Here is a 25,807-nt window from a genome sequence, read left to right on the forward strand (position 1 = left end):
TACCCTTTGTTTGCGTACTACAATTTCCCAGCACTACCACAAATACGAATCTTATCTTTTACAATTTTTTCATAGCTGATTTAGCCGATTGCATATAATGCCTTAGATCATTAGTATCGGGATAAATTTTAAATTCTTGTTTTAAAATGTCAGAATATGATGATCTAAATGTAACACAAATGGAAAATGATGAATTTACGCTGCATTTTTACAAATATTGATTAAATACTGCGTACCAGCATAGTGATAAGTGGCGGGTGTTGCTGCATCAATTACAACTTGAATCGTCTCAAGGTAGGTTGTGTATATTAAAAGCGGGCACAGCATATTGTTCTCGCTGAGCTTTTTAACTTCTCTTGATGTGGAAATAAGATACATAATTTATTCCTAATTAACCTTATGATTTATATATTTTTTAAATTTAACTTATTGAACATAATTACTCATGTTGAAAACCCTTTCTGTGATTCCATTGTATTTAACATATCCATCGTTATAGCACGTTTCAACATATCATCTATTGATTCATTTTAATGTAAACTTACTGCAAAACCAGATAATATGACATCATCACCTGAACCAACGGTATTAACTACGTTAATTCTAAGAATTGTGACTTGATAAAATTGGTTATAACAACAAGCAAACGCCTCTTTTTTACCTATCAAAATAATCATGAAAGGAATACCCTCTAACAAAGAATGACTAAGTGCTTTTGTTAATGTATTATTATTACTATCATCAATATCCATTTGAATAATTTGTTTTTATTCTTCTTTATTGAGTTTTATTCAATAGGGTTTATGTTTTGAAATGAGCGATGCATGAAACATTTTTTTAGAAAAACAAGCAAAACAAGAATCTGATATTTAGCAGCTTATTCAATTAAACTTACATAAAAATCGATGGAAAAATCCTGAAATAATGAACCTGAAATGGTCACAAGGTCTGATTTTTCAAGCAACGTTTGATAGTGTTTTAAAAAAGATTAGCTTCCTGTATATCGAATTCTGGACCCGATTCTAAAATTTCGTTTTGGTTTCCTACATATAAGATTGCAATACAGTTTCTTGATTTCTGCTTTGTAATATAACAATCATAATCAATGTTATCTTTACCTAATTATATTTGGATATATTTGAAAATTTAATTTCTCTGGTAACATTAAGTCCTTTACCGCTAGCCGTCTTTTTTACATTAGATACCCGATTAATATCATTAATGATAAATTTATTTAATGGGTATGATAAGTTCACCGATGGATTCATCGTAATTGTTAATATCATATTCTCACCTACAAATTAATATTGTTGGGAGGAACAACCATTTTAAATGATCAACTTTTTAGATAAGATTCATTTTAAGTAAGTATGCAAACAATACTTAAATAAATAAACTGAAATTCGTTATCTTTAAAAAATTTAGATCCATTAAGTCTACTTTAATCTGGTTTCCAATTATCAACAAAAATATTAAACAGCGATTAAGCTAACACCTTGTTTTCTAAATTCTTGCTTATATTTACTATCAACATTGATATCTGTAATAATAGTATTAAGCTTATTCAGTGGTAAAACTACATTGATGCCATTTCTTCCAAACTTAGATGAATCTAGTACTGCAATCACCTTTTTTGCGGTATTAGCCATCACACTGCTGGTTGTGTACCCTTCATTAAAAGTTGTTATTCCTCTTTTTGCATCTATACCATCTGCACCAACAAATAAAATATCAGCAGAAATGCCCTCTAACGATTGCTCAGCAATTTTTCCATGAAAAGATCGGGTTTTATGCCTAAGTGTCCCACCACACATAAATATCATTATGTCGCTATTATCAGAGAGTATAAAAGCTGAGGTAAGACTATTTGTTATAACAGTAATATTTTTTAATTTAACCAGCTCTTCGGCTATCAACATGGTGGTACTACCACTATCTAAAATAATAGTATCGCCTTGTTTAACATGTTTGACTGCTTCAATTGCAATTCGTTTTTTATCTTCAATAAATCGTTGATACCGTTCTTCTAACTGCAACTCTTTAAAAGACTTTATATCGCTATGATTGATGATTTTTGTTGCGCCACCATGAAATCGTGTTAGCTCACCTTGTTTTTCTAATAATCGAAGATCTGTTCTAATTGTGACTTCTGAAACCTCATATTGTTCCGATAAGTCGCTTACTAATACCGTTGCTTGCATATTGAGAAGTTCAATTATCTGTTGACGTCTTTCACTTGCATTCATAATATTTCCTTTTTCGAAAATTATTAAGCAGTGTATAACAAACAAAATCAAAAGATAAGCTTTCATTTTTCATAGCTAATTTGAAACAAACTTTTAGCTGCAATTTAATAAAATTTTACCCTTCATTGGTTGCCCATTTAAATTTATCACTTCCTGAATAAATGTATTAAAATCAGCAATCACCGCTATCAATTCATTAAGATTTATCTTACCTTCTACAAAAAACTGACTTACCAATAGCCACTCTTTACCAGGCCATGGTGCAGAATAATTCATCCAACTTCCTAAAATTTGTAACTCTTTTCGTAAAATAAGCCCGAATGTTTTTTCTGGTAAGGTAAAATCATCATGAACAGTACCAACTAAAACCACTTTAGATCTAGGACCTGCAATGTCAATGGCTAATCTAACCGTAATTGATGAACCAGCTGTTTCTAATACGATTTGCTCAAAACGTTGAGGAGATAAGGCTTGATAAATCTCATCAACACTAACATTTTTAGAGTTATAAATAGCATCAGCACCTAGTCGTTTTGCCAGATTCAGCCGTTCATCATTAATATCTAAAACAGCAATAAAGCTCGCCCCCATTGCCTTAGCACAAAGCATAGCAAGCAGTCCGATTGTTCCACCACCGACAATTACGACATGTTTATTTTGGCAGCCATCAGCTAATAGTAGAGCATGCATTCCTACAGTCATTGGTTCAAAAAAGGCGCCGTCAAGAAGATTTACTCCTTTGGGTAATTTAAATGCATTTTTTTTATTTAATACAATATATTCAGCAAAACCGCCTGTTATTCTTGATCCCACAAAGGTATAATTTTTACAAAGTGAATAATAATGCTTTTGACACTCATCACATTTAAAACATGGTAATAATGGTACACAAGAAATTAAATCCCCAACGTCAAATTCAGTTACACCATCGCCTATTTCAATAACCGTACCACTAAACTCATGTCCCAGCGTGATAGGATAAAAATGCGAACCATGATGGAATATTCTAGGAATATCTGATCCACATAATCCACTATAAGCAACTTTTACTAAAATTTGATCTGGATATGTAATTTTGGGCATGTCAATATCTTGTACAGATAGAGATCCCCCTTCATTGACAACAACCGCTTTCATTTTATTTTCCTTAATTAGTCATCACATTATTTTGAAATATGATTTTCACGGATACTTCGTGAAAGTCACAAAATTACAGATATTTATAGGGCTTATAGACTAATTTTTTATTTTATCTGTCTGCACTATTTGCTGTTCTTTTAAAAAGAATTCGTATTTTTTCGCTCGCTTCCAAGTTAAAAATAGACAAAAAAGGTAAAATAATCCAATAAAAGAAAAGCCAATAGGTTGTGTTAAGTTCACTAACTGAACCATCATATAAGTAATTGGAGAACCACCTTGATCCATTGCCCCAACACTAATACTATTATCATCAGTAATAATATCAGCATTGATTGCAAGTTGAGTTGTTAATGGGACCATTTGTGTGGCGATCCAAAGCGTGATAGCAATAATAATTGAACCTGAAATAATGATTCTAAACAAATTACCCTGATGAATTGCCACACCCATTGCAATAAAAAAGCCAATAGTGGCTAAATCACCAAATGGTAAAATTTCATTTCCTGGTAAAATAATGGCAATGAAAATACTTAGAGGAATAAAAATTAAGCTAGCAGAGACAACTGTTGAATGTCCTAACAGTAAGGCAGGATCTAAACCGATAAGAAATTCTTGTCCACCAAATTTTGATTGTAGGTGTTTGCGAGCTTGTTTGGATATTGGTGTTAAACCATCCATAATTGGCTTAATTACACGTGGCATTAATAACATTACTGCAGCAGTTTGAATAGCAAGTTGTAATGTTTCTTTCACGCCATATCCAGCTAAAAATCCTAATATAATGCCCATAAATAAGCCAACGGTTACGGGTTCACCAAACGCACCAAACCGTTTTTGCATATCAACAGCATTAAAATTAATCTTATTAATGCCCGGTATTTTTTCAATCGCAGCATCAATAAACACAGCAATTGGACCACAATAAGCTGATGTACCATGAGGAACAGCAATCCCTTCAAGTTCAAAAAACTCTTTAGTATCTTTAGAAAACCAATCACCCAATTTAAAGGCAATAATAGCATGAATAATAACACCTGTAATACCTAACCAATAAGAACTCGTTACGATATAAACTAATGCCCCAGAAAATGTCATATGCCATATATTCCAAATATCGACATTGACTACTCGTGTTAACTTTGCCAATAACATGACAATATTTACTGCGATAGCAATAGGTATCGCAACCAAGGCTATCTGTGAAGCCCAAGTCATCGGCGCAGTTCCTGGCCACCCCACATCAACAATATTCAAACTAATATCAAATTTTTCGGCCATTGCTTGAGCTGCAGGACCAACAGAACTTGTTAGTAAACTGACAACTAAACCAATACCAACAAATCCAATACCAATATGTATACCTGCTTTTAAGGCATCTCCCATTTTCATTCTTAACGCTAATGAAAATAGAATAATGACAATGGGTAACATCACTGACGGACCAAGATCCAAAATGTACTGCATAATTTCACTAAACATAGATTTATCCCTTTAATATCGCTAGTATTTTATCTTTTAGCTGATCTATTCCAATACCTGAAACAAAAGGCATGCCATGTATAATAGGAATGTTACCAAAAGTTTGATCCATTCTTGCTGTGGTACAAATTAAATCGACATCATCAATAAAAGTGTTAATTTCATTAATCCGACATTGAATAAGATCCAACTCAATATTATTTTCTTTACATAAATCTTTAATCTCTTCAGCAGCTAAAGTTGATGTTGCAACCGCACCACCACATGCAACAATAATCTTCTTTTTCATAATGCCTCCTAACTCACTTTTTAATTAAATATCACTTTACTAAAATGCTCTATAATTTCATTTTGTGGCGCTTTTAATAAGAAGTGATAGAATTCTTTATTCTGTAAATGTGAAAAAAGCGCTTTCAACAAATCAAGTTGAGCTTCGGGGGAAGTTACAACTAATGAAATAATAAGGGAAACATCAACTGTACCGTCATCATCAGCTCGATTGAAAGCTACTGGGCATTGTGTGCGAATAATAAAAATCGCAGGTGTATTAGCGTGTTGAGCCTCACAATGTGGAATAGCTACAGCATAACCATCAAGTGCAATACCTGTGGGAAATAAGGCTTCTCTTTCAATTAATGCTTTTAAATGGCTTTTTTTTACAATATTTTTCTGCTGTAAATGCTCGCTAATATACGTTAATGCTTCTCGCTCATTGTTAAATTTGAGCTTGTCTTCGAAAATAAGCTGACACTTGTTCATATTAAATCTCCATTGTTGTACTTCTATTAACTTTTTTAACTTTCGAAAACAAAATATTTAACGAAAGATTATTTTCTTTCGATTTAAAAAGCAAATAGACTTTTATATTTTTGTGATCGAAATCTATTTTTTAAATAAAGATCAAAACGCAAACTTGTAATTATTTTTGTTTATGAAGAAAAGTATGATCACGATCACAAAAAGAAGGTTTTTAAATTGAAAAAAATACTTAATATGCAAAAATGTTACCCGTAACAATTTGCATATTAAGGAGCCACTGTGACGAAAAATAACAAACAAGTTTTTATATTAATGGGTGTTTCTGGTAGTGGTAAATCCGCAGTTGCCAAGCAAGTTTCATATAATCTTGATGCAGCATTTCTTGATGGTGATTTTTTGCATCCTAAAGCAAATATTTTAAAAATGCGTAGTGGAACACCATTAAATGATGAAGATCGTTTTCCTTGGCTTGATTTGATTAGTAATGCGGCATTCGCTATGAGCAACATTAATAATATTTCAATTATCATCTGCTCAGCTTTGAAACGGAAATATAGGGACATTATCCGTGGTAAAAACGAAAATGTACACTTTATCTATTTAAAAGGTAGTTATGATGTAATTGCTGATCGTTTAGCAAAACGAAAGGACCATTATCAAAAAACAGGGATGTTACAATCGCAATTTGATACTCTTGAAGAACCCACTGTTGATGAAAAAGATGTGTATACCGTCAATATAGAACAATCTTTAGAAGGGGTTGTGCATGATACCCAACAGTTAATAAGCACAACATGCCAGCGCAAAAAATAGAATATAAAATAATAAATTATACAATAGGTTAATGTTAATCCAACTGTCAACAATGTAACACAGCGAATTATTGAACGCTCTAAAGCTTCTCGCACAGCCTATCTGCAAAAAATTGAAGATGCGATGATTAACAAAGTTACCCGCTCTAAATTGCCATGTAGTAATTTAGCACATGCTTTTGCAGCCTGCTATCTTGATGATAAGAATGATCTAAAAAATATTTTAAAAAGTAATATTGCTATTATTAGTTCTTCCAACGATATGCTTTTAGCCCATAAACCTTATGAGTTCTATCCAGAACAAATTCGCAAAGTCTTACATGAAGTTGGAGCAGTTGGCCAAATCGCAGGAGGGATACCAGCAATGTGCGATGGAGTAACTCAAGGTGAACCAGGAATGGAGCTATCATTAATAAGTTGAGATATCATTGCGATGTCGGTTGCTGTTAGTCTTGCACATAACATGTTTGACGGTGCGTTATACCTTGGCATATGCGATAAAATTGTACCGGGTTTATTAGTTGGGGCTCTAACCTATGGTCATCTACCCACAATTTTTGTACCAGCTGGACCTATGCCCTCTGGACTATCAAATAAAGAGAAAGTTCGTATACGTCAACTCTATTCTGAAGGAAAAGCCTCGCGTGAAGATTTATTAGAATCAGAAGCTGCATCTTATCATTCTAGTGGTACTTGTACTTTTTATGGAACGGCAAACAGTAACCAAATGGTGATAGAATTAATGGGATTACCCTTGCCGGGAGCTGCATTGGTCAACCCAGAAACGGCTTTACGTTTCGAGTTAACCAATGCAGCAGCGAGACAGATTACTCGGTTAACTTAACAATCAGCTTATTATAAGCCTATTGGAAAAATGGTTGATGAAAAAGTCATTGTCAATGGCTTAATTGCCTTACTTGCTACAGGCGGTTCAACTAACTTAACAATGCATATCGTCGCAATAGCTAAAGCTGCAGGCATAATTGTTAATTGGGACGATATTTCAGATCTTTCAACAGTAGTACCACTTTTATGTCGAATTTATCCAAATGGAGTGGCTGATATTAACTATTTTCAAGCTGCAGGTGGAACTTCAGTGTTAATTAGAGAATTACTTAAAGGTGGCTTATTACATGAAGATGTAGAAACGGTTATGGGTCGAGGATTGAGTCATTATATCAAAGAGCCAATATTAAAAAATGGAAAACTCATTTTCTGAGAAAGTCCAAATCAATCATTAGATGAAAATGTAATTGCATCAATAAAAAAACCTTTTAACTCACATGGTGGATTAAAAGTGATGTCAGGCAATATTGGTAGAGCAGTAATGAAAACTTCTGCTATTGCTTCTGAACATCAGGTCATTGAAGCTCCAGCCGTTGTTTTTAATAGTCAATATGAATTAGATGATGACTATAAAGCAGGCAACTTAGATAAAAGTTGTGTTGTAGTGGTTCGTTTTCAAGGCCCTAAAGCAATCGGTATGCCTGAACTGCATAAATTAATAACACCTTTGGGAGTTTTACAAGATCGAAGGTATAAAATTGCCTTATTAACCGATGATAGATTATCAGGAGCATCAGGTAAAGTGCCAGCAGCAATACATGTAACACCAGAAGCCTATGATGGCGGTTTACTAAGTAAAATAAAAAATGGAGATATGATTAGAGTTAATGGACTAACTGGAGAAATAACATTATTAGTAGACGCAACAATCTAGCTAAACGTCAGCCTTATCGCTTTGACTTATCTAATTCACATCTCGGTTATGGGCGAGAACTATTTTCTATCATTCGTGAAAATTTAACTTCTGCTGAAGAAGGTGCAGTAAGTTTCTAAATGAGTTCTTCTGCCGCAAAATGCGGCAGAGATCAGTAAAAAATATACTGAAATGTATTCTTAACCTGAAACTTTTTGACAAAGATTATTAATAATAACGTTATAAATTATTTTTTGATAAAGTTATCAACCAATAAATTCATTACGTCGCCAATTTTTCCACTCAAAGAAGCTTTCATACTGTAAAGTGCCATCCCCATGACTTGCGAAGCATGAATTTCAGGGGGCATAACAAGTTCATCAGCACTCGTTTTAACGTCCAAAAGCGCTGGTCCATCATGAGTTAAAAATGATTGCATTGCTGCTTCAAGTAGATCTGAATCATCAACCCTTATTGAAAATAACCCCATCGATTCAGCTACTTTAGCAAAATCAGGATTCTGTAAATCAGTATAGTGATTAATTAATCCCTCTACTTTTTGTTCTAATTCTACAAAATTAAGTGAACTATTATTAAGTACGATAATTTTTATTGGTAATTTTTCTTGGATTGTCGTTAATAGATCGCCCAATAACATACTAATGCCACCGTCTCCGGATAAGGTGATCACTTGACGATTAGGAAACGCTTTTTGAACACCTAAAGCTTGCGGCATGGCATTTGCCATAGTACCATGTTTTAAACTAATGACGGTTCGTCTTTTACCATTAGTATTAAAGTGCCGACAAGCCCATACCATAGCCGAACCAACATCAGCGCAGAGCACGGCATCATCTGTTGCATATTTATCAATTAGTTCAGTTAAATATTGAGGATGGATAGTTGATTTGGAAGCCAATGCTTTCTTATTCAATTTACTCATGGCACTACTATATAATGCCTGGCATGTTTCTAAAAATTTAGTATCTTTTTTTTCGTTAACTAAAGGTAACAAAGCAGTTAAAGTTGGTTTACTACTACCAACAACACCAATACTTACTGGGTGACGTCGTCCTAAGTGAGTTGCATCAATATCGATTTGAATAATTTTGGCATGATTTGGATAAAATTGTGACCAAGCAAAATCAGTACCTAACATAATAAGAACATCACACTCTTTAATTGCCATAGTTCCTGATTTAACACCAAACATTCCTGTCATACCAACATTGTATGGGTTATCATATTCAACAAAATCTTTACCTCTAGAGGTATGTACAATAGGCGATTTTATTTTTTCGGCAAATGCAATAAGCTCATTATGAGCATCATAGACACCTTGACCAGCAAAGATGGTCACTTTTTGATTTTTATTTATAATATCTGCGATTTCAGCTAATTCCTTATCTGATGGGCGTATTATTGGTTTAGGATGATAAATCTTATGACCACTTTTATCTTCTACTTTCTCTAAACTAATATTATAAGGAATTACCAATACAGCAACACCGCGTCGATTAATAGCAGCTTGAATAGCAGCAGTAGTAATTTCTCTGACTTGAGTTGCATCACTAATTTCCCGACAAAATACGGAACAATTTTTATAAACCGATTCAAAATCTACTTCTTGTGGAAAGTCGTTTCCTTGTTGTGAAGTAATTAATTGACTAGCTAATAAAATGACTGGAACTCTATTTCTTTGTGCTTCATAAATACCATTAATGAAATGTAAACTACCGGGTCCACAAGAACCAGCACAAGCCGTAATTTGATCAGTGAGATAAGCTTCTGCTCCGGCTGCAAAAGCTCCAACCTCTTCATGTCGAACGTGAACCCACTCAATATCACTTTTTTCAATAGCAGAAGTAATTTGATTTAATGTATCACCTACAATACCATAACAATGTTTAACACCAGCTTCACCCAAAATATCAACTATAATTTGCGCAACTGTTTTCTTTGATGTCATATTTTCTCCTAAAAAAGGGTTATTAGTTGAATAAGTTAACTTCGGTAAATTACACCAAAGTTTGGTTAATACGAATAGGTTATAAAAAATTAGCAAGAAATGTTAAAAATGTAATAAATGATCAATTATTGTTGAATAAATAGCAATAGAAAATATTCCCTATTACAATAAATCAAGGTATTATGTATAAAATAAAATCTACCTCATTGAGTTATTTTTGTGAAAAATTTGTCATCTGAGCATGGCTTAATGTCATTTATTACTGCTTTTTTGCCTGATTATTTAACCCAACATTACCCTCTAATTATTGTTTGTATATTGCTATGTATTGCCATTATCTTATTTTCAATTAGTAAGTTAAGAATGGATATAATTGCATTACTTACAATTACAGCAATCACCATGACGGGGGTGTTAACGCCTACTGAAGCACTCTCTGGATTTAGTGATCCCAATATTATCTTAATCGCACTACTTTTTGTTATTGGTGAAAGCTTGGTAAGAACGGGTATTTCATACAAGATGAGCGAATATATTCTTAAAATAGCCGGTCAAAATGATATTCGAATTATCACTTGCATCATGTTAGGCATCGCTTTACTTGGCTCAGTAATGAGCTCAACAGGGGTTGTCGCTATATTTATTCCTGTAGCTATTAGTATTGCTAATCATACTGGTATTCATATTAAAAAATTAATGATGCCTCTTTGTATTGCAGCATTAATTAGTGGCATGATGACATTAGTCGCTACCGCGCCTAATCTGGTAGTAAACAGTGAGCTAAGTCGTGCCACACTAGAAGAGTTCGGATTTTTCTCAATTACGCCAATTGGTATTGGTGTTTTAATTGTTGGCGTTATTTATTGTATATTAACACGCAATTGGTTGCTTACCGCAGAACAAGTTACACCAACAAATATTCAACCACAAAGAAGAAAAATAACTGATCTAATTCGAGACTATAAATTGATTGGTCGTGCTCACCGCGCACAGATATTAGCTGGTTCGCCTTTTGTAGGAAGAACTATTGATGGTTTACATTTACGCACTGAACATGGTGTAAATGTTATTGGTATTGAACGTTGGCGAAAATTTCATAAAGTATTAATACCAGTAAATGGTTCGACCGAATTTCGTGAAAATGATATTTTATTATTGGATATGTCGCATTCAGAAGCCGATTACCGAACATTTCTAACAACAAACAATCTTGAACCTAAAATTTTACGAGGTGAATATTTTTCTGAACAAGTTAAAGAAGTAGGTATGGCCGAAGTCGCACTACTACCGGAATCAACACTGTGTGGTAAAACACTCAATGAAATAGATTTCAGAGGAAAATATTTTCTAACAGTAATTGGTATTTGGCGAAATCATGCTCCAGTTGAAACTAATAACTTATTCCAAGAACGTTTAGAAATGAGTGATACATTATTGGTATGTGGAGATTGGGGATCAATTCAGAAACTGCAAACACGCACTAATGATTTTGTGGTCTTGGATTACCCTGCTGATATTGATGATATCGCACCTGCAAGTTCACAAGCTCCCGCAGCTTTAATAAATTTAACAATCATGATTCTATTAATGGTTACAGGTATTGTACCGAATGTAGTTGCTGCGCTCATTGCCTGTCTATTAATGGGAGCCACTCGTTGCATTGACATGTCTAATGCTTATAAATCCATTCATTGGCCAACATTAATTTTAATTATTGGGATGATGCCTTTCGCTGTAGCTTTAAATAAAACGGGAGGAATTTCGCTAATATCTGAATGGTTAGAAATTCACCTAAGATCTTTTGGTCCATATATGATATTAACTTTTATCTTTTTATTGTGCTCAACGGTAGGGTTATTTATTTCTAATACTGCAACTGCGATTTTAATTGCTCCAATTGCGATTGATTTAGCAATTAAATTTAACTACTCACCTTATCCTTTTGCTATGACAGTCGCCATTGCAACATCAGCGTCGTTTATTACACCTGTTTCTTCACCAGTTAAAACCATGGTAGTTGCACCAGGAGGATACAGTTTTAGTGATTTTGTTAAAGTTGGCATTCCTTTAACCTTTTTGGTAATGATTGTAGATATTGCTTTAGTACCTATATTTTTCCCTTTTTAAAAATGAATGGTATTTTGATCGCTTAAAACGAATGTTTTGATTTGGGATCTTGTATCAAGATGCAATGAAATTAACACAGAAAGTATTAGATTGCTAAAAAGAAGGTATGATCAATCGTAACATACCTTTATCATTTTACTCGTAATTTAATTCAACATAATGCTATACGAAAATAAGGTTTTTCTGTAACAAATAATAGCCCCTTTTTTTGTTTAAAGATTCTCAATGAAATTTCGATTATAATCATTATTTTTTATTATGGATATAAAACTTATGCAACAGACAATTAAACCGTTAAATATCATTTTTGCTGGTACGCCTGACTTTGCAGCCACTCATTTAAAAGCATTAATTGATTCTAATCATAATGTAGTTGCAGTTTTAACACAGCCTGATCGTCCTGCAGGTCGAGGCAACAAAGTAACAGCTAGTCCAGTTAAACAATTGGCATTAGAAAATGATCTTCCGATTTATCAACCTTCAACACTTAAAACACTAGAAAATCAAAAAATCATTACTGATCTAAATGCTGATATTATGGTTGTTGTAGCTTATGGATTGATTTTACCACAATTAGTATTAGATGCCCCAAAACTTGGGTGTTTAAATGTGCATGGTTCGTTATTACCAAGGTGGCGTGGAGCCGCTCCTATTCAACGCGCTTGTTGGGCCGGTGATACTTTAACAGGTATTACGATTATGCAAATGGATGCTGGGCTTGATACGGGTGATATGTTATATAAACTCACCTGTCCAATTGAACCTTATGATACCAGTGCAACGTTATATAACAAACTGGCGAAATTAGGTCCACAAGGACTACTTGATACATTAACACTGATTACCGATGGGAAAATTCAACCCAAAAAACAAAATCCATCAGAAGTTACTTACGCTGAAAAATTATCTAAACAAGAAGCTAAACTTGATTGGAATTTATCGGCACAGCAACTTGAACGATGCGTTCGTGCCTTTAATCCTTGGCCTGTTAGTTATTTTGAAATAAATGGCGAACCAGTAAAAGTATGGCAATCAGAAGTGATAACAATATCCCACAATCAACCAGTCGGTACTATTTTACAAGCAGACAAACAAGGGATATGCATTGCAACAAGCGACGGTGCATTGAATATGACACTTTTACAACCCGCAGGCAAAAAACCGATGTCAGCTCAAGATTTATTAAACTCTCGTAAAGCTTGGTTTGTTGTTGGTGAAAAACTAAATAACGATTAATTGATCAATGTAAAAAATTACAGGATGATCCATCCTGTAATTATTACCGTTTTTTAGCTAGCAAAGTCGCAAACCTCAATTTAATTCGATTACCATGTCTATCTGTTTTATGTAACTCCCCAACATTTTCGTTATATTTCAGTATTTTCCAATCCTGATAATAATCTCGCAATTCATTTTCTTTAAACGTAAATGAAAAACCAACAGAACAAGGATAATCAGAAGTCGACATGGCACTGACAATAAGATTATACCCTCCCGATTTAGTCAATTTTTGCATATTATCAATAATGTTAGGGATTTTTTCAGGTTGCAAAAACATCATGACAACAGTTGAAAGAATAAAATCATATTCGCCTTCTAAATTTGCTTGATTGATATCATATACCTTTGTACTAAGGCGCTTTAAATTTCCATCATTGATGATTTGGTGTAAATTACTAATACTCAATTCGGATTTATCAACGGCAGTCACATCAAATCCAATTAGCTGTAAATAGAGCGAATTACGTCCTGAACCACAACCTAAATCCAATACTTTTCCTAACGGAATAATTTTGCTTGCCGCTAGTACTTCAGAATGTGTTTTAGTCATTTGATACTTTTTAAAAGTATAGTCTTCTGGTAAACAATAAAATGATAGTTGGCATTGCAAATCTTCAGATACCTGAGCGATGCGATACCATTGTTGAGGCAAAATAAAAGCAGGCTGATGGAAAACATCATAATGATGTTTCGATTGTATTTTTCCTTTTTCTGTTAATATTTCTAAATCTATACTGCCTACCAGGATATGAAGCTTAGCCCAAGTACCAACTTGCATATTATGTTTTTCATGAAATGATTGCGGTAATGATTTAGCATACCAAACAGATGATATTTTATAACAAATTAGGTTTTTCAAAATTTCATCGCGAGTTAAATAAACCAATAGTTGACTATTATAATCAACTATTGATGATATAAACAACATTTTGCTGGTCACTCAGTCACCAAAACAAAATCATTAAAACTAAATTTATTGTGGCGAAGTTTACTTTATCAACATATAATCATCACCATCCTAAACTATATAGCTAAAATATTAGAGGAAAAATTTATGGGATTTTTAGTAGGTAAGCGCATACTTGTTACCGGTGTTGCTAGTAATCGTTCTATTGCTTATGGTATTGCAAAAGCTATGCATCGTGAAGGTGCTGAATTAGCTTTCACTTATCAAAATGATAAATTGAAAACTCGTGTTGAAGAGTTTGCTGCGGATTTTGCTTCTAACATCGTGTTACCATGTGATGTAGCACATGATGAAAGCATTACTGAGCTTTTTACTGAACTAGAAAAAACATGGGACAAATTTGATGGATTTGTACATGCAATCGCTTTTGCTCCAGGTGACCAATTAGATGGTGATTATGTTAATGCGGTTACACGCCAAGGCTTTACTATCGCTCATGATATTAGTTCATACAGCTTTGTGGCTATGGCTAAAGCATGTCGTCCAATGTTAAATCCAAATTCAGCATTAGTGACACTTTCGTACCTAGGGGCTGAACGTGCAATTCCTAACTACAACGTAATGGGATTAGCTAAAGCATCGCTTGAAGCAAATGTTCGTTATATGGCAAACGCCATGGGACCAGAAGGAGTACGTGTTAACGCAATTTCAGCTGGTCCAATTCGTACACTTGCCGCATCAGGCATTAAAGACTTCAAAAAAATGTTATCGCACTGCGAATCTGTTACTCCTATCCGCCGTACGGTTACAATAGAAGATGTTGGTAATTCAGCAGCCTTTTTATGTTCAGACCTTGCATCAGGTATTACTGGCGAAGTTGTACACGTCGATGGTGGATTTAGTATCGCTGCAATGAATGAGTTAGAACTCAAATAATTCCCAATATCATTATTCTCCCGTAAAGTTACGGGAGAATGGTTCATAGTAAAGTTAAAATCTGCTAAAAAACGAATGAACAGTGATATTTATTCCTATCAATCAGTAAAGCTACTGAATTGAATATTGCAAGAACATGAAAAGTATTAAGGATGATTTAATATTTTGCTAAATAGCGGCACAAATAAGCTGTAGGTTCTACAACAACATCAAATTGACTTTCTCCTGCAATATGAAAAATTTGCCCCATTTCAAAAATCTGCCAATCTTTTGCTGTAGGTAATAATACTTTCAATGAGCCTGTAATCACAGTCATTTCTTCAGGATTATCGGTGCTAAAAATATACTCACCTGGTAGCATTACTCCAATAGATGCTTGACCAACAGACGCATTTTGAAAGCCAATGGACTGAACTTTACCATTAAAATATTGTTTTATATTTAACACAATCACTCCTTATAATTTTTAGTTAGTTTCGAATTTTGATTGAATTGAGTAATTTATTGATAAATGATTCATCTCCAAACATGTATTATTAAAAAATGAAACAGAACAACCTTAATTCAGCAATGATAGATTTATACAAAACAATATAAAATAGAGCTAAGTATATTACAGATGTTAACAGATTTAAGCATCTTTTATCGAAAAAATTTTATAGAAGATTAAAAAAATTTCCTTAATTTCATCCCAAATTTTTTTAAAAAGAAAATAGCATACAGATTAGATTTTTTCCGTTAAAATCTAACTTAATTTGCTCAATAAAAGTTTATTGGAGAAAAAATGAAAATAGCAAAAAATAAAGTTGTCAGTTTAACTTTTCAAGTTCGAACTAAAGATGGTGTACTAGTTGATGAAGCAACTAAAGCCGCACCTTGTGAATATTTGCATGGAGCAGAAAACTTATTACCGGATTTAGAAAAAGCATTGGAAGGTCATCAAATCGGTGATAAATTTGATATTGAGCTAATTAATGCTTATGGTGATTTTAACGATGCACTTGTACAAAATGTTCCGCGAGATGTTTTTGTTGGTGTAGATGAATTAGAAGTTGGCATGCGTTTTTTTGCTGATACACAGCATGGACCGCTGCCGGTGGAAATAACAGCTATTGATGGAGATAGTATCACTATCGATGGTAATCACATGTTAGCCGGACAAGATTTACAGTTTGTAGGTGAAGTATTAGCTATACGTGAAGCAACAGAAGAAGAAATTGCTCATGGACATATTCATGGTGAACATGGTCACGATCATGGGCATGGCGGTTGTGGCTGTGGTGAACATGATCATGAAGAAGACGATAACCATGCTTGTTGTGGTGGTAGTCACGGTGGTTGTGGTTGTCATTAATTATTTCGACAATGATTACAATATTTCAAAAGCGCTGTTAGGCGCTTTTTTTCTATTGTGCAAAATTTCTCTTTTTTTTGTGAAGTAGTTCATAATACTTTTATTGATTATTTTATCTAATTTATTATTTCACCAATAATTCAGTTTTGAATAATAGGAATTGTATTATGCCTGCACTACATCCAACATTAATGCCCCGCGAAAAGCTTTTGAAATTTGGAGTAGAAACCTTAAGTGATACTGAATTATTAGCAATATTTTTACGTACTGGTACGCGTAATTTACCTGTTTTACAGTTATCTCAACAATTATTAAGTGAATTTGGTTCCTTATATAACTTAATTAATGCAAGTCATAGTGAATTTTGTAATAAACATGGATTAGGAACAGTTAAATACACACAATTAAAAGCAGTCATTGAACTTTCACATCGATATCTTAGAGTTAAAATGGCAAATGAAAACTTTCTTTCCTCACCATCCTTAACACATCATTATTTGGCCAGCCGATTAGCGAATAAAGATCGTGAGATTTTTATGGTGATTTTTTTAAATAATCAACATCAAGTAATTACATCTGAAGAAATGTTTGTAGGTACCTACAATTGTGTCGAAGTGCATCCGAGGGAAGTCGCTAGGCGAGCATTACAACATAATGCAGCAGGTTTGATTTTAGCGCATAATCATCCATCAGGAATGGCTGAACCAAGTCAGGCTGATCGTATATTAACTAAAAAAATAGAGCAAGTTTGTGAGTTGATTGATATCCGAGTTATTGATCATCTTGTAATAGGTAAAGGAGAATATGTCTCTTTTGCCGAACGTGGATGGATTTCATAAGCTTTTTTGCTTACAATATAAAAAAATGAATCGAATCAAAAAAACGCTTTATGAAACATCAATTAGAATTACTAGAAACAAAAGTTGCATTTCAAGAAATGACCATTGAAGAATTGAATCAGATGGTGGTTAACCTACAATCGGATATCAGCAAACTTAAAGAACAATTAACGTTGTTATCACAAAAACTTCAAGCTACACAAGTGTCAAATATTGCTAACTTATCTGAAGAGACTCCACCGCCACATTATTAATATGTATTGTACATTTTATAGTGACTACATTGAATTTTTAACTGAAAACACAATAATAAAGTTAATTATTTGTTATTTAAATATACCATCTCCTACAAATGAATAACCTATATTTGATTAATAAAAAACCGGCTTATAGCCGGTTTTTGTACACAATGATTTTATAATTACTCAGTTGCTGCTTCTGCTGCTTCTACTGCAGGGCGATCAACTAATTCAATATAAGCCATTGGGGCATTATCTCCATCACGGAAACCACATTTTAAAATGCGTACATAACCACCAGGACGGGTAGCAAAACGTGGACCTAAATCTGAAAATAATTTTTTCACTGTATCTTTATCACGGATACGAGCAAATGCCAGACGGCGATTAGCTACGCTATCGCTTTTGGCTAGCGTAATTAACGGTTCAACAACACGACGCAACTCTTTTGCTTTAGGCAATGTAGTTTTGATGATTTCATGTTCAACAAGTGAACTAGTCATGTTACGAAACATTGCTTGACGATGGCTGCTATTTCGGTTCAGTTGACGACCACTTTTACGATGGCGCATAACTTTATCCTTCTTATAAATTTTATCTTAGTCTTCAACAATACTTGCTGGTGGCCAGTTCTCAAGACGCATGCCTAAAGATAAACCACGAGATGCGAGCACATCCTTAATTTCAGTAAGCGATTTCTTACCAAGATTAGGAGTTTTCAGTAACTCAACTTCAGTACGTTGCACTAAATCACCAATATAATGAACTGCTTCTGCTTTTAAGCAATTAGCAGACCGAACGGTTAATTCCAAATCATCTACTGGACGTAAAAGAATTGGATCGAACTCCGGTTTATCTTCTTTAACTTCAGGTTGACGTACATCACGTAAATCAACGAAAGCTTCAAGTTGTTCAGCCAAAATTGTTGATGCACGACGAATAGATTCTTCAGGATCGATTGTACCATTTGTTTCCATATCGATAACCAGTTTATCTAAATCTGTACGCTGTTCCACACGAGCAGCATCGACAGAATAAGCGATACGCTCAACAGGACTATAACATGCGTCAACTAACAAACGACCAATTGGTCGATCTTCATCTTCTGACTTGACACGAGCAGAAGCAGGGACATAACCACGTCCTCGTTGTACACGAATACGCATACTAATTGAAGCATTGGCATCAGTAAGATGACAAATTACTAAATCAGGATTAACAATTTCAACATCACCATCATGAGTGATATCCGATGCAGTTACCGCACCAATACCTGATTTATTTAAAGTCAGCATAACATCATCTTTATTATGTACTCGAACTGCCAATTTTTTCAAATTAAGCAGAATATCAAGCACATCTTCTTGAACGCCTTCTTTAGTACTGTACTCATGCAGAACACCGTCAATTTCAACTTCGGTTACTGCATGTCCCGGCATAGATGATAATAAAATGCGGCGTAGTGCATTACCTAAAGTATGACCAAAACCACGCTCAAGTGGCTCTAAAGTCACTTTAGCATGAGTTTGACTGTATTGAACAACATCAACTAGGTGAGGTTTTAAAAACTCTGTTACAGAACCCTGCATTATGTCCTCTCTTAAGTGCTAAACTTTACTTAGAGTAAAGTTCGACGATCAAATGTTCGTTGATGTCAGCAGATAAATCTGAACGTTCTGGTAAGCGTTTAAATACACCTTCCATTTTGCTAGCATCAACTTCTAACCATGTTGGTTTTTCACGTTGTTCAGCTAACTCTAAAGCGGCTTTAATACGTGCTTGTTTTTTTGATTTTTCGCGAACACTAATGACATCTTCAGGTGAAACCTGATAAGAAGCAATGTTCACTACCTGACCATTAACAAGAACAGCTTTATGACTAACTAATTGACGAGCTTCAGCGCGAGTTGCACCAAATCCCATACGATAAACAACGTTATCTAAACGACGCTCTAAAAGACCAAGTAGGTTTTCCCCGGTATTGCCTTTAATACGCGCAGCATTTTTGTAATAATTACGGAATTGACGTTCTAAGATTCCATAAATACGTCTAACTTTTTGTTTTTCACGTAACTGAACACCATAATCTGATAAACGCGGTTTACGCGCACCATGTTGTCCAGGAGCTTGTTCTAATTTACATTTACTATCAATCGCTCGGACGCCAGACTTAAGGAATAAATCTGTACCTTCACGACGACTTAATTTGAGCTTTGGTCCCAAATATCTTGCCATTTTATTTCTCCAATAATCCTAAACATTCAATGTTTAATAAAATTAAACACGACGTTTCTTTGGTGGACGACAACCGTTATGAGGAATCGGAGTAACATCAGTAATATTAGTGATGCGATAACCCGCTGCATTTAATGCACGAATTGTTGACTCACGACCAGGACCAGGTCCTTTTACCATAACTTCCAGATTCTTAATTCCGTAATCTTTGACGGCTTCAGCACAACGCTCCGCGGCTACTTGAGCTGCAAAAGGTGTTGACTTACGAGAGCCACGGAAACCAGAACCACCAGCGGTTGCCCAACCCAACGCATTACCTTGACGATCGGTAATAGTTACGATTGTATTGTTAAATGATGCATGAATATGAGCTATACCATCAGAAACTTGCTTTTTAACACGTTTACGTGTACGAACAGGTGTCTTTGCCATTTAATTATACCTCAATTATTTCTTGATTGGCTTACGCGGTCCCTTACGGGTACGAGCGTTAGTCTTAGTGCGTTGACCACGAACCGGAAGTCCACGACGGTGACGCATGCCACGATAACAACCAAGGTCTAATAAACGCTTGATACTCATAGTTACTTCACGACGCAAATCACCTTCAACTGTGAATTTAGCGACTTGTTCACGTAACGTTTCAATCTGATCTTCAGATAGTTCTCTGATCTTAACATGTTCTGGAATACCAGCTTCAGCACAAATTGTCTTAGCGCGGGTACTTCCGATACCATAAATTGCTTGTAAAGCAATTACAGCATGTTGTTGATCAGGAATGTTAATGCCTGCTATACGGGCCACTATGCACTCCTTTATTGTTAATGTTTAGTAAAATCACTATACTGAAAAGCCCGTTTTCAGGATACTCAAACAGCGATTTTACAAATAAATTTAGGCTGGCTATTCTAGCCAGCTTTACTATACTTTGGCAAGTAAAATATGCAAAAGTTACAACTTCGCAACTAAATAATTAGCCTTGACGTTGTTTATGTTTACCTTCAACGCAAATGACACGAACAATGCCATTACGTTTAATGATTTTACAATTTCTGCATAATTTCTTGACTGAAGCACGAACTTTCATGTTTTTCTCCGTAACTTCTGGCTAACTTATCGGCCGTAGCCTTTAAGGTTCGCTTTCTTTAACACTGACTCATAACGATTTGGCATCATTAAAGTCTGTACTTGTGCCATAAAATCCATGATTACAACAACCACAATTAATAATGAAGTTCCACCGAATTGAACCGGAACTTTCATTGCACTTGTCATAAACATTGGTACCAAACATACAAAAGTAATGTAGATTGCGCCAACCAGCGTTAAACGAGTCATTACTTTGTCGATATATTTAGATGTTTGTTCACCTGGACGGATACCTGGAATAAATGCACCAGATTTTTTTAGCTGATCTGCCGTCTCTCTTGGGTTGAAAACCAACGCCGTATAAAAGAAACAAAAGAAGATAATCGCTGCTGCAAAAAAGATTATATATAATGGTTGATCATGAGAAAAATATTGACCTATAAGAACAATAATATATCTCCATCCTTCGCCATCTCCTTGAAACCAAGAAGCCATCATTGATGGTAACATAACAATTGTTGAAGCAAATATTGCAGGAATAACGCCTGCCATATTTATTTTTAATGGTAAATGTGTACTTTGTGCTGCATAAACTCTACGACCTTGTTGACGCTGTGCATAGTTGACAACTATACGACGTTGACCACGTTCAACAAATACAACAAAATAAGTCACTCCAACCACTAATGCTGCGACGACTAATAATAAAATCGGATGCAATGAACCAGAACGAGCTTGTTCAATTGTTTCATATATTGCATGAGGAAGACCTGCAACGATACCAGCAAAGATAATGATTGAGATACCATTACCTACACCGCGTTCCGTGATCTGTTCACCCAACCACATAAGAAACATAGTGCCAGTAACTAAGCTAACCGATGCAATAAAATAGAAAGAAAATCCTGGATCAATCACAACTTGACCATAACCAGGAATATTTGGTAAACCAGTCGCAATACCAACTGCTTGTACCATCGCTAAAGCCAATGTGCCGTAACGGGTGTACTGACTGATTTTCTTACGTCCTGATTCACCTTCTTTCTTCAATTCTGCGAGTTTAGGGCTAATGGCCGTTAATAATTGCACAATAATGGATGCAGAAATATAAGGCATTATCCCTAAAGCAAAAATTGAAGCACGGCTTAAAGCACCACCAGAGAACATATTGAACATACCAACAATACCATTAGATGATGCTTGTTCTAGTAAGTCCGATAACGCTTTAGTATCAATACCAGGAACCGGAACGTAAGAACCAAGACGGAAAACAATAAGCGCTAAAAACACAAATAATAAACGTCTTTTAAGCTCACCGCTACCGCCTCGTGTACTTTGAAAATCTAATCCTGGTTGCTTTGCCATCTTTCTAATTATTCCTCAATTTTTCCGCCAGCAGCTTCAATTGCAGCTTTAGCACCCTTAGTCACTCGAATACCGCGAACAGTTACAGGTTTAGTTACTTCACCAGATAACATAATTTTCGCATACTCGATTTGTGAATTAATCACATTAGCAACTTTTAAGCTATTTAGGTCAACAATATCACCTTCAACTTTCATTAAATCTGAAAGACGAACTTGAGCTGTAACTTGAGCTTTACGTGAGGTAAAACCAAATTTTGGTAAACGACGATATAAAGGCATTTGACCACCTTCGAAGCCGCGACGTACGCCACCACCTGAACGAGATTTTTGACCTTTAACACCACGAGTACCAGTTTTACCTAATCCAGAACCAATGCCTCGACCTACACGTTTAGGTGCATGCTTTGAACCTTCAGCAGGAGATAAAGTATTTAAACGCATTACTATTACTCCTCAACTTTAACCATGTAATAAACTTGGTTTACCATACCGCGAATCGCAGGAGTATCCTCGCGTTCAACAGTATGACCAATACGACGTAATCCTAGACCAACTAACGTTGCTTTATGCTTCGGTAGACGACCAATAGAACTACGAGTTTGTGTAATTTTAATTGTTTTTGCCATGGCTAATTACCCCAAAATTTCTTCGACGGTTTTACCACGTTTAGCAGCAACCATTTCTGGTGATTTCATATTTTCTAAGCCATCAATTGTTGCACGAACCACGTTAATTGGGTTTGTAGAACCATATGCTTTAGCTAGAACGTTACGAACTCCTGCAACTTCTAAAACAGCACGCATTGCACCACCGGCGATGATACCAGTACCTTCTGATGCAGGTTGCATATAAACACGAGAACCTGTGTGAGCACCTTTAACTGGATGCTGTAAAGTATCGTTATTTAACGCAATATTAATCATATTACGACGTGCTTTTTCCATTGCTTTTTGGATTGCTGCTGGCACTTCACGTGCTTTACCATATCCAAAACCTACGCGGCCATTACCGTCACCAACTACTGTTAGTGCAGAAAAACTAAAAATACGACCACCTTTTACGGTTTTAGAAACTCGGTTAACTGCGATTAATTTTTCCTGCAGTTCACCAGCTTGTTTTTCGATGTTTGACATCTTTAACTCCTACCTTAGAACTGTAGGCCAGCTTCGCGAGCAGCATCTGCTAGCGCCTGAACTCGACCATGATATTGGAAACCTGAACGATCAAATGAAACTTCTTTGATATCTTTCGCTAATGCGCGCTCTGCGATTGCTTTACCAACTGCTGCTGCTGCATCTTTGTTTCCAGTGTATTTTAAACTTTCACTGATAGCTTTTTCTAATGTAGAAGCGGCTGCCAGTACTTCTGATCCGTTTGGTGCGATAATCTGCGCATAAATATGACGCGGAGTGCGGTGAACCACCAAGCGAGTTGCAAGTAGTTCATGCATCTTGCGACGCGCTTTAGTTGCACGACGGATACGAGCTGATTTCTTATCCATAGTGTTACCTTACTTTTTCTTAGCTTCTTTAGTACGCACAACTTCATCTGCGTAACGAACACCTTTACCTTTATAAGGTTCAGGACGACGATAAGCACGGATATCTGCTGCAACTTGTCCAATTAACTGTTTATCAGCACTTGTTAGTACGATTTCAGTTTGTGATGGACATTCAGCTTTTACACCATCTGGTAATTGATGTTCAATTGGATGAGAATATCCAAGAGATAAACCAATTGCATTACCTTTAACTTGTGCACGATAGCCGACACCAACTAACTGAAGTTTTTTAGTAAAACCTTCAGTAACACCAATAACCATTGCATTAACCAATGCACGTGCAGTACCTGCTTGAGCCCAAGCATCTGCAAAGCCATCGCGAGGACCAAATTTAATTTGATCTTCTTCTTGATTAATTACAACAGCTTTATTAATTGTGCGAGATAACTCGCCATTTTTACCTTTAATCGTAATTACCTGACCATTGAGTTTTACCTCTACGCCAGCAGGAACAACGACAGGTGCTTTTGCAACACGAGACATTTTTTTCTCCCTTACGCTACGTAGCAGATAATTTCACCACCAAGACCTGCTTGGCGTGCTGCACGATCAGTCATAACACCTTTAGAAGTAGAAACGACTGCAATACCTAGTCCTGCCATAACTTTTGGCAATTCATCTTTACGTTTATAAATACGTAAACCTGGACGGCTAACACGTTTAATACTTTCTACAACAGCTTTACCTTGGAAATATTTTAAAGTAATTTCCAATTCTGGCTTAGTGTCACCAACAATTTTAAAGTCCCCGATATAACCTTCTTCTTTTAGCACATTGGCAATTGCCACTTTTAGCTTAGAGGAAGGCATGGTGACTGCAACTTTATTCGCAGCTTGACCGTTACGAATACGGGTCAACATATCTGCTATAGGATCTTGCATGCTCATCTATAACACTCCCCTGATTACCAACTTGCCTTTTTAAGACCAGGAATCTCACCACGCATGGCTGATTCACGAACCTTAATACGGCTTAAACCAAACTTACGAAGGACGCCATGAGGACGACCAGTTTGACGACAACGACGACGTTGACGTGATGGACTAGAATCACGAGGAAGCGTTTGCAATTTAAGCACTGCATTCCAACGATCTTCATCTGATGCATTAAGATCAGAGATAATCGCTTTTAATTCTTGACGCTTTGCAAAATATTTTTCTGCTAGCTTTACGCGTTTCTTGTCGCGTTCAATCATTGATTGTTTAGCCATTATGCCCTACCTTACTTACGAAATGGGAAGTTAAAGGCAGATAATAAAGCTCGGCCTTCTTCATCTGATTGTGCAGAAGTTGTGATAGTAATATCTAAACCACGAACACGATCAACTTTATCATAATCGATTTCAGGGAAAACGATTTGTTCACGAACACCCATGCTATAGTTACCACGACCATCGAAAGATTTTGCGCTTAAACCACGAAAATCTCGAGTACGAGGAAGAGCAATATAAACTAGACGTTCAAAAAATTCCCACATGCGTTCGCCACGTAAAGTGACTTTACAACCAATAGGATACCCTTGACGGATTTTAAAACCAGCAACTGATTTGCGTGCTTTAGTGACTAGTGGTTTTTGACCACTGATTGCAGCTAAGTCTGCAACCGCATTATCTAATAATTTTTTATCAGTAATTGCTTCACCCACACCCATATTCAAGGTGATCTTTTCGATCCGAGGGACTTGCATGACAGATTTGTAGCCAAACTGTTCTTGCAGTTTATTTACTACCTGTGCTTTGTAGTAATCATGCAGTTTCGCCATCGTACAC

31 protein-coding genes and 2 pseudogenes are annotated in these 25,807 nt (G+C 35.5%); 8 read left to right on the forward strand and 25 right to left on the reverse strand.

The window, feature by feature from the left end; genetic code table 11:
• Positions 1-198: 198 nt before the first annotated feature.
• From kbaY to gatA, 7 genes and pseudogenes are all read right to left on the reverse strand, one after another.
• Positions 199-378: pseudogene (gene kbaY / locus J4T76_RS04185) on the reverse strand (tagatose-bisphosphate aldolase subunit KbaY); the annotation flags it as partial.
• Between the two features lie 152 nt (positions 379-530).
• Positions 531-752, reverse strand: a complete 222-nt coding sequence (locus J4T76_RS04190) for a hypothetical protein (protein WP_267355848.1) — start codon at positions 750-752, stop codon at positions 531-533.
• Positions 753-1,472: 720 nt separating this feature from the next.
• On the reverse strand, positions 1,473-2,246 hold the full coding sequence (locus J4T76_RS04195) for a DeoR/GlpR family DNA-binding transcription regulator (protein ID WP_267355850.1): 774 nt from the start codon (positions 2,244-2,246) through the stop codon (positions 1,473-1,475).
• A gap of 93 nt (positions 2,247-2,339) precedes the next feature.
• Positions 2,340-3,383: an alcohol dehydrogenase catalytic domain-containing protein gene (locus J4T76_RS04200; RefSeq protein ID WP_267340299.1), complete on the reverse strand. Its 1,044-nt coding sequence runs from the start codon at positions 3,381-3,383 to the stop codon at positions 2,340-2,342.
• A 99-nt stretch (positions 3,384-3,482) separates the two neighbouring features.
• On the reverse strand, positions 3,483-4,865 hold the full coding sequence (locus J4T76_RS04205) for a PTS galactitol transporter subunit IIC (RefSeq protein ID WP_267340298.1): 1,383 nt from the start codon (positions 4,863-4,865) through the stop codon (positions 3,483-3,485).
• Between the two features lie 4 nt (positions 4,866-4,869).
• Positions 4,870-5,154 (reverse strand): PTS galactitol transporter subunit IIB, encoded by a 285-nt coding sequence (gene gatB / locus J4T76_RS04210; RefSeq protein WP_267340297.1) that lies wholly within the window; start codon positions 5,152-5,154, stop codon positions 4,870-4,872.
• A gap of 20 nt (positions 5,155-5,174) precedes the next feature.
• A complete protein-coding gene (gene gatA, locus J4T76_RS04215) occupies positions 5,175-5,624 on the reverse strand; it encodes a PTS galactitol transporter subunit IIA (RefSeq protein WP_267340296.1) in 450 nt (149 codons plus the stop codon).
• Between the two features lie 312 nt (positions 5,625-5,936).
• Between gatA and J4T76_RS04220 the strand changes: the two genes are divergently transcribed.
• Positions 5,937-6,437, forward strand: coding sequence for a gluconokinase, GntK/IdnK-type (locus tag J4T76_RS04220; protein ID WP_416380252.1), 501 nt, complete (start codon positions 5,937-5,939; stop codon positions 6,435-6,437).
• Between the two features lie 66 nt (positions 6,438-6,503).
• Positions 6,504-8,275: pseudogene (edd, locus tag J4T76_RS04225) on the forward strand (phosphogluconate dehydratase).
• Between the two features lie 107 nt (positions 8,276-8,382).
• Here edd and J4T76_RS04230 read toward each other — a convergent pair.
• Positions 8,383-10,104, reverse strand: coding sequence for a thiamine pyrophosphate-dependent enzyme (locus tag J4T76_RS04230; protein WP_267340294.1), 1,722 nt, complete (start codon positions 10,102-10,104; stop codon positions 8,383-8,385).
• A 249-nt stretch (positions 10,105-10,353) separates the two neighbouring features.
• On the opposite strand from J4T76_RS04230, the gene J4T76_RS04235 reads away from it, so the two are divergent.
• Together J4T76_RS04235 and fmt are read left to right on the forward strand one after the other, a co-directional pair.
• Positions 10,354-12,231: an SLC13 family permease gene (locus J4T76_RS04235; protein WP_267365734.1), complete on the forward strand. Its 1,878-nt coding sequence runs from the start codon at positions 10,354-10,356 to the stop codon at positions 12,229-12,231.
• A gap of 273 nt (positions 12,232-12,504) precedes the next feature.
• Positions 12,505-13,467: a methionyl-tRNA formyltransferase gene (fmt, locus tag J4T76_RS04240; protein WP_267355852.1), complete on the forward strand. Its 963-nt coding sequence runs from the start codon at positions 12,505-12,507 to the stop codon at positions 13,465-13,467.
• Between the two features lie 43 nt (positions 13,468-13,510).
• Here the strand turns inward: fmt and tehB are convergent, their stop codons facing one another.
• Complete coding sequence (gene tehB, locus J4T76_RS04245; RefSeq protein WP_416380570.1) at positions 13,511-14,440, reverse strand: SAM-dependent methyltransferase TehB; 930 nt, start codon at positions 14,438-14,440, stop codon at positions 13,511-13,513.
• A gap of 126 nt (positions 14,441-14,566) precedes the next feature.
• On the opposite strand from tehB, the gene fabI reads away from it, so the two are divergent.
• Entirely contained in the window at positions 14,567-15,355 is a 789-nt protein-coding gene (gene fabI, locus J4T76_RS04250) for an enoyl-ACP reductase FabI (protein ID WP_267345486.1), read from the forward strand.
• A 157-nt stretch (positions 15,356-15,512) separates the two neighbouring features.
• Here fabI and J4T76_RS04255 read toward each other — a convergent pair whose 3' ends face one another.
• The gene (locus tag J4T76_RS04255; RefSeq protein ID WP_267355854.1) at positions 15,513-15,803 is read right to left on the reverse strand and encodes a pyrimidine/purine nucleoside phosphorylase; all 291 of its coding nucleotides are present in this window, start codon (positions 15,801-15,803) and stop codon (positions 15,513-15,515) included.
• 336 nt (positions 15,804-16,139) lie between these two features.
• Here J4T76_RS04255 and slyD point away from each other — a divergent pair, with 336 nt between their 5' ends.
• The 3 genes from slyD (at position 16,140) to J4T76_RS04270 (ending at position 17,802) form a co-directional block, all read left to right on the forward strand.
• Positions 16,140-16,709, forward strand: coding sequence for a peptidylprolyl isomerase (slyD, locus tag J4T76_RS04260; protein ID WP_267340286.1), 570 nt, complete (start codon positions 16,140-16,142; stop codon positions 16,707-16,709).
• A gap of 167 nt (positions 16,710-16,876) precedes the next feature.
• Positions 16,877-17,548, forward strand: coding sequence for a RadC family protein (gene radC, locus J4T76_RS04265; RefSeq protein WP_267345488.1), 672 nt, complete (start codon positions 16,877-16,879; stop codon positions 17,546-17,548).
• A gap of 50 nt (positions 17,549-17,598) precedes the next feature.
• Positions 17,599-17,802, forward strand: coding sequence for a SlyX family protein (locus J4T76_RS04270; protein ID WP_267340283.1), 204 nt, complete (start codon positions 17,599-17,601; stop codon positions 17,800-17,802).
• 167 nt (positions 17,803-17,969) lie between these two features.
• On the opposite strand, the gene rplQ is transcribed toward J4T76_RS04270, so the two are convergent.
• The 15 genes from rplQ to rplE all read right to left on the reverse strand — a co-directional run bounded on the left by rplQ (position 17,970) and on the right by rplE (position 25,800).
• Positions 17,970-18,359: a 50S ribosomal protein L17 gene (gene rplQ / locus J4T76_RS04275; protein ID WP_267340282.1), complete on the reverse strand. Its 390-nt coding sequence runs from the start codon at positions 18,357-18,359 to the stop codon at positions 17,970-17,972.
• A 27-nt stretch (positions 18,360-18,386) separates the two neighbouring features.
• On the reverse strand, positions 18,387-19,376 hold the full coding sequence (locus J4T76_RS04280; RefSeq protein WP_065738256.1) for a DNA-directed RNA polymerase subunit alpha: 990 nt from the start codon (positions 19,374-19,376) through the stop codon (positions 18,387-18,389).
• A gap of 25 nt (positions 19,377-19,401) precedes the next feature.
• On the reverse strand, positions 19,402-20,022 hold the full coding sequence (rpsD, locus tag J4T76_RS04285) for a 30S ribosomal protein S4 (RefSeq protein ID WP_267340281.1): 621 nt from the start codon (positions 20,020-20,022) through the stop codon (positions 19,402-19,404).
• A 42-nt stretch (positions 20,023-20,064) separates the two neighbouring features.
• Entirely contained in the window at positions 20,065-20,454 is a 390-nt protein-coding gene (rpsK, locus tag J4T76_RS04290; protein ID WP_025314405.1) for a 30S ribosomal protein S11, read from the reverse strand.
• A gap of 15 nt (positions 20,455-20,469) precedes the next feature.
• Complete coding sequence (gene rpsM, locus J4T76_RS04295; protein ID WP_267340280.1) at positions 20,470-20,826, reverse strand: 30S ribosomal protein S13; 357 nt, start codon at positions 20,824-20,826, stop codon at positions 20,470-20,472.
• A 169-nt stretch (positions 20,827-20,995) separates the two neighbouring features.
• Complete coding sequence (gene rpmJ / locus J4T76_RS04300) at positions 20,996-21,109, reverse strand: 50S ribosomal protein L36 (protein ID WP_025314403.1); 114 nt, start codon at positions 21,107-21,109, stop codon at positions 20,996-20,998.
• Between the two features lie 26 nt (positions 21,110-21,135).
• Positions 21,136-22,476, reverse strand: coding sequence for a preprotein translocase subunit SecY (secY, locus tag J4T76_RS04305; RefSeq protein WP_267340279.1), 1,341 nt, complete (start codon positions 22,474-22,476; stop codon positions 21,136-21,138).
• 8 nt (positions 22,477-22,484) lie between these two features.
• Positions 22,485-22,919, reverse strand: a complete 435-nt coding sequence (gene rplO, locus J4T76_RS04310; RefSeq protein WP_025314401.1) for a 50S ribosomal protein L15 — start codon at positions 22,917-22,919, stop codon at positions 22,485-22,487.
• Between the two features lie 5 nt (positions 22,920-22,924).
• Positions 22,925-23,104 (reverse strand): 50S ribosomal protein L30, encoded by a 180-nt coding sequence (gene rpmD / locus J4T76_RS04315; protein ID WP_025314400.1) that lies wholly within the window; start codon positions 23,102-23,104, stop codon positions 22,925-22,927.
• A gap of 6 nt (positions 23,105-23,110) precedes the next feature.
• Entirely contained in the window at positions 23,111-23,611 is a 501-nt protein-coding gene (rpsE, locus tag J4T76_RS04320; RefSeq protein WP_065569211.1) for a 30S ribosomal protein S5, read from the reverse strand.
• A gap of 14 nt (positions 23,612-23,625) precedes the next feature.
• Positions 23,626-23,979: a 50S ribosomal protein L18 gene (gene rplR, locus J4T76_RS04325; protein WP_025314398.1), complete on the reverse strand. Its 354-nt coding sequence runs from the start codon at positions 23,977-23,979 to the stop codon at positions 23,626-23,628.
• A 9-nt stretch (positions 23,980-23,988) separates the two neighbouring features.
• Entirely contained in the window at positions 23,989-24,522 is a 534-nt protein-coding gene (gene rplF, locus J4T76_RS04330) for a 50S ribosomal protein L6 (RefSeq protein ID WP_267340278.1), read from the reverse strand.
• A gap of 11 nt (positions 24,523-24,533) precedes the next feature.
• Complete coding sequence (gene rpsH / locus J4T76_RS04335) at positions 24,534-24,926, reverse strand: 30S ribosomal protein S8 (RefSeq protein ID WP_039129274.1); 393 nt, start codon at positions 24,924-24,926, stop codon at positions 24,534-24,536.
• A 17-nt stretch (positions 24,927-24,943) separates the two neighbouring features.
• On the reverse strand, positions 24,944-25,249 hold the full coding sequence (gene rpsN, locus J4T76_RS04340) for a 30S ribosomal protein S14 (protein WP_025314395.1): 306 nt from the start codon (positions 25,247-25,249) through the stop codon (positions 24,944-24,946).
• Positions 25,250-25,260: 11 nt separating this feature from the next.
• A complete protein-coding gene (gene rplE, locus J4T76_RS04345; protein ID WP_065558584.1) occupies positions 25,261-25,800 on the reverse strand; it encodes a 50S ribosomal protein L5 in 540 nt (179 codons plus the stop codon).
• Positions 25,801-25,807: the final 7 nt, after the last annotated feature.

The sequence above is a fragment of the Gilliamella sp. B3022 genome, assembly GCF_028751545.1.
Lineage (GTDB): Bacteria > Pseudomonadota > Gammaproteobacteria > Enterobacterales > Orbaceae > Gilliamella.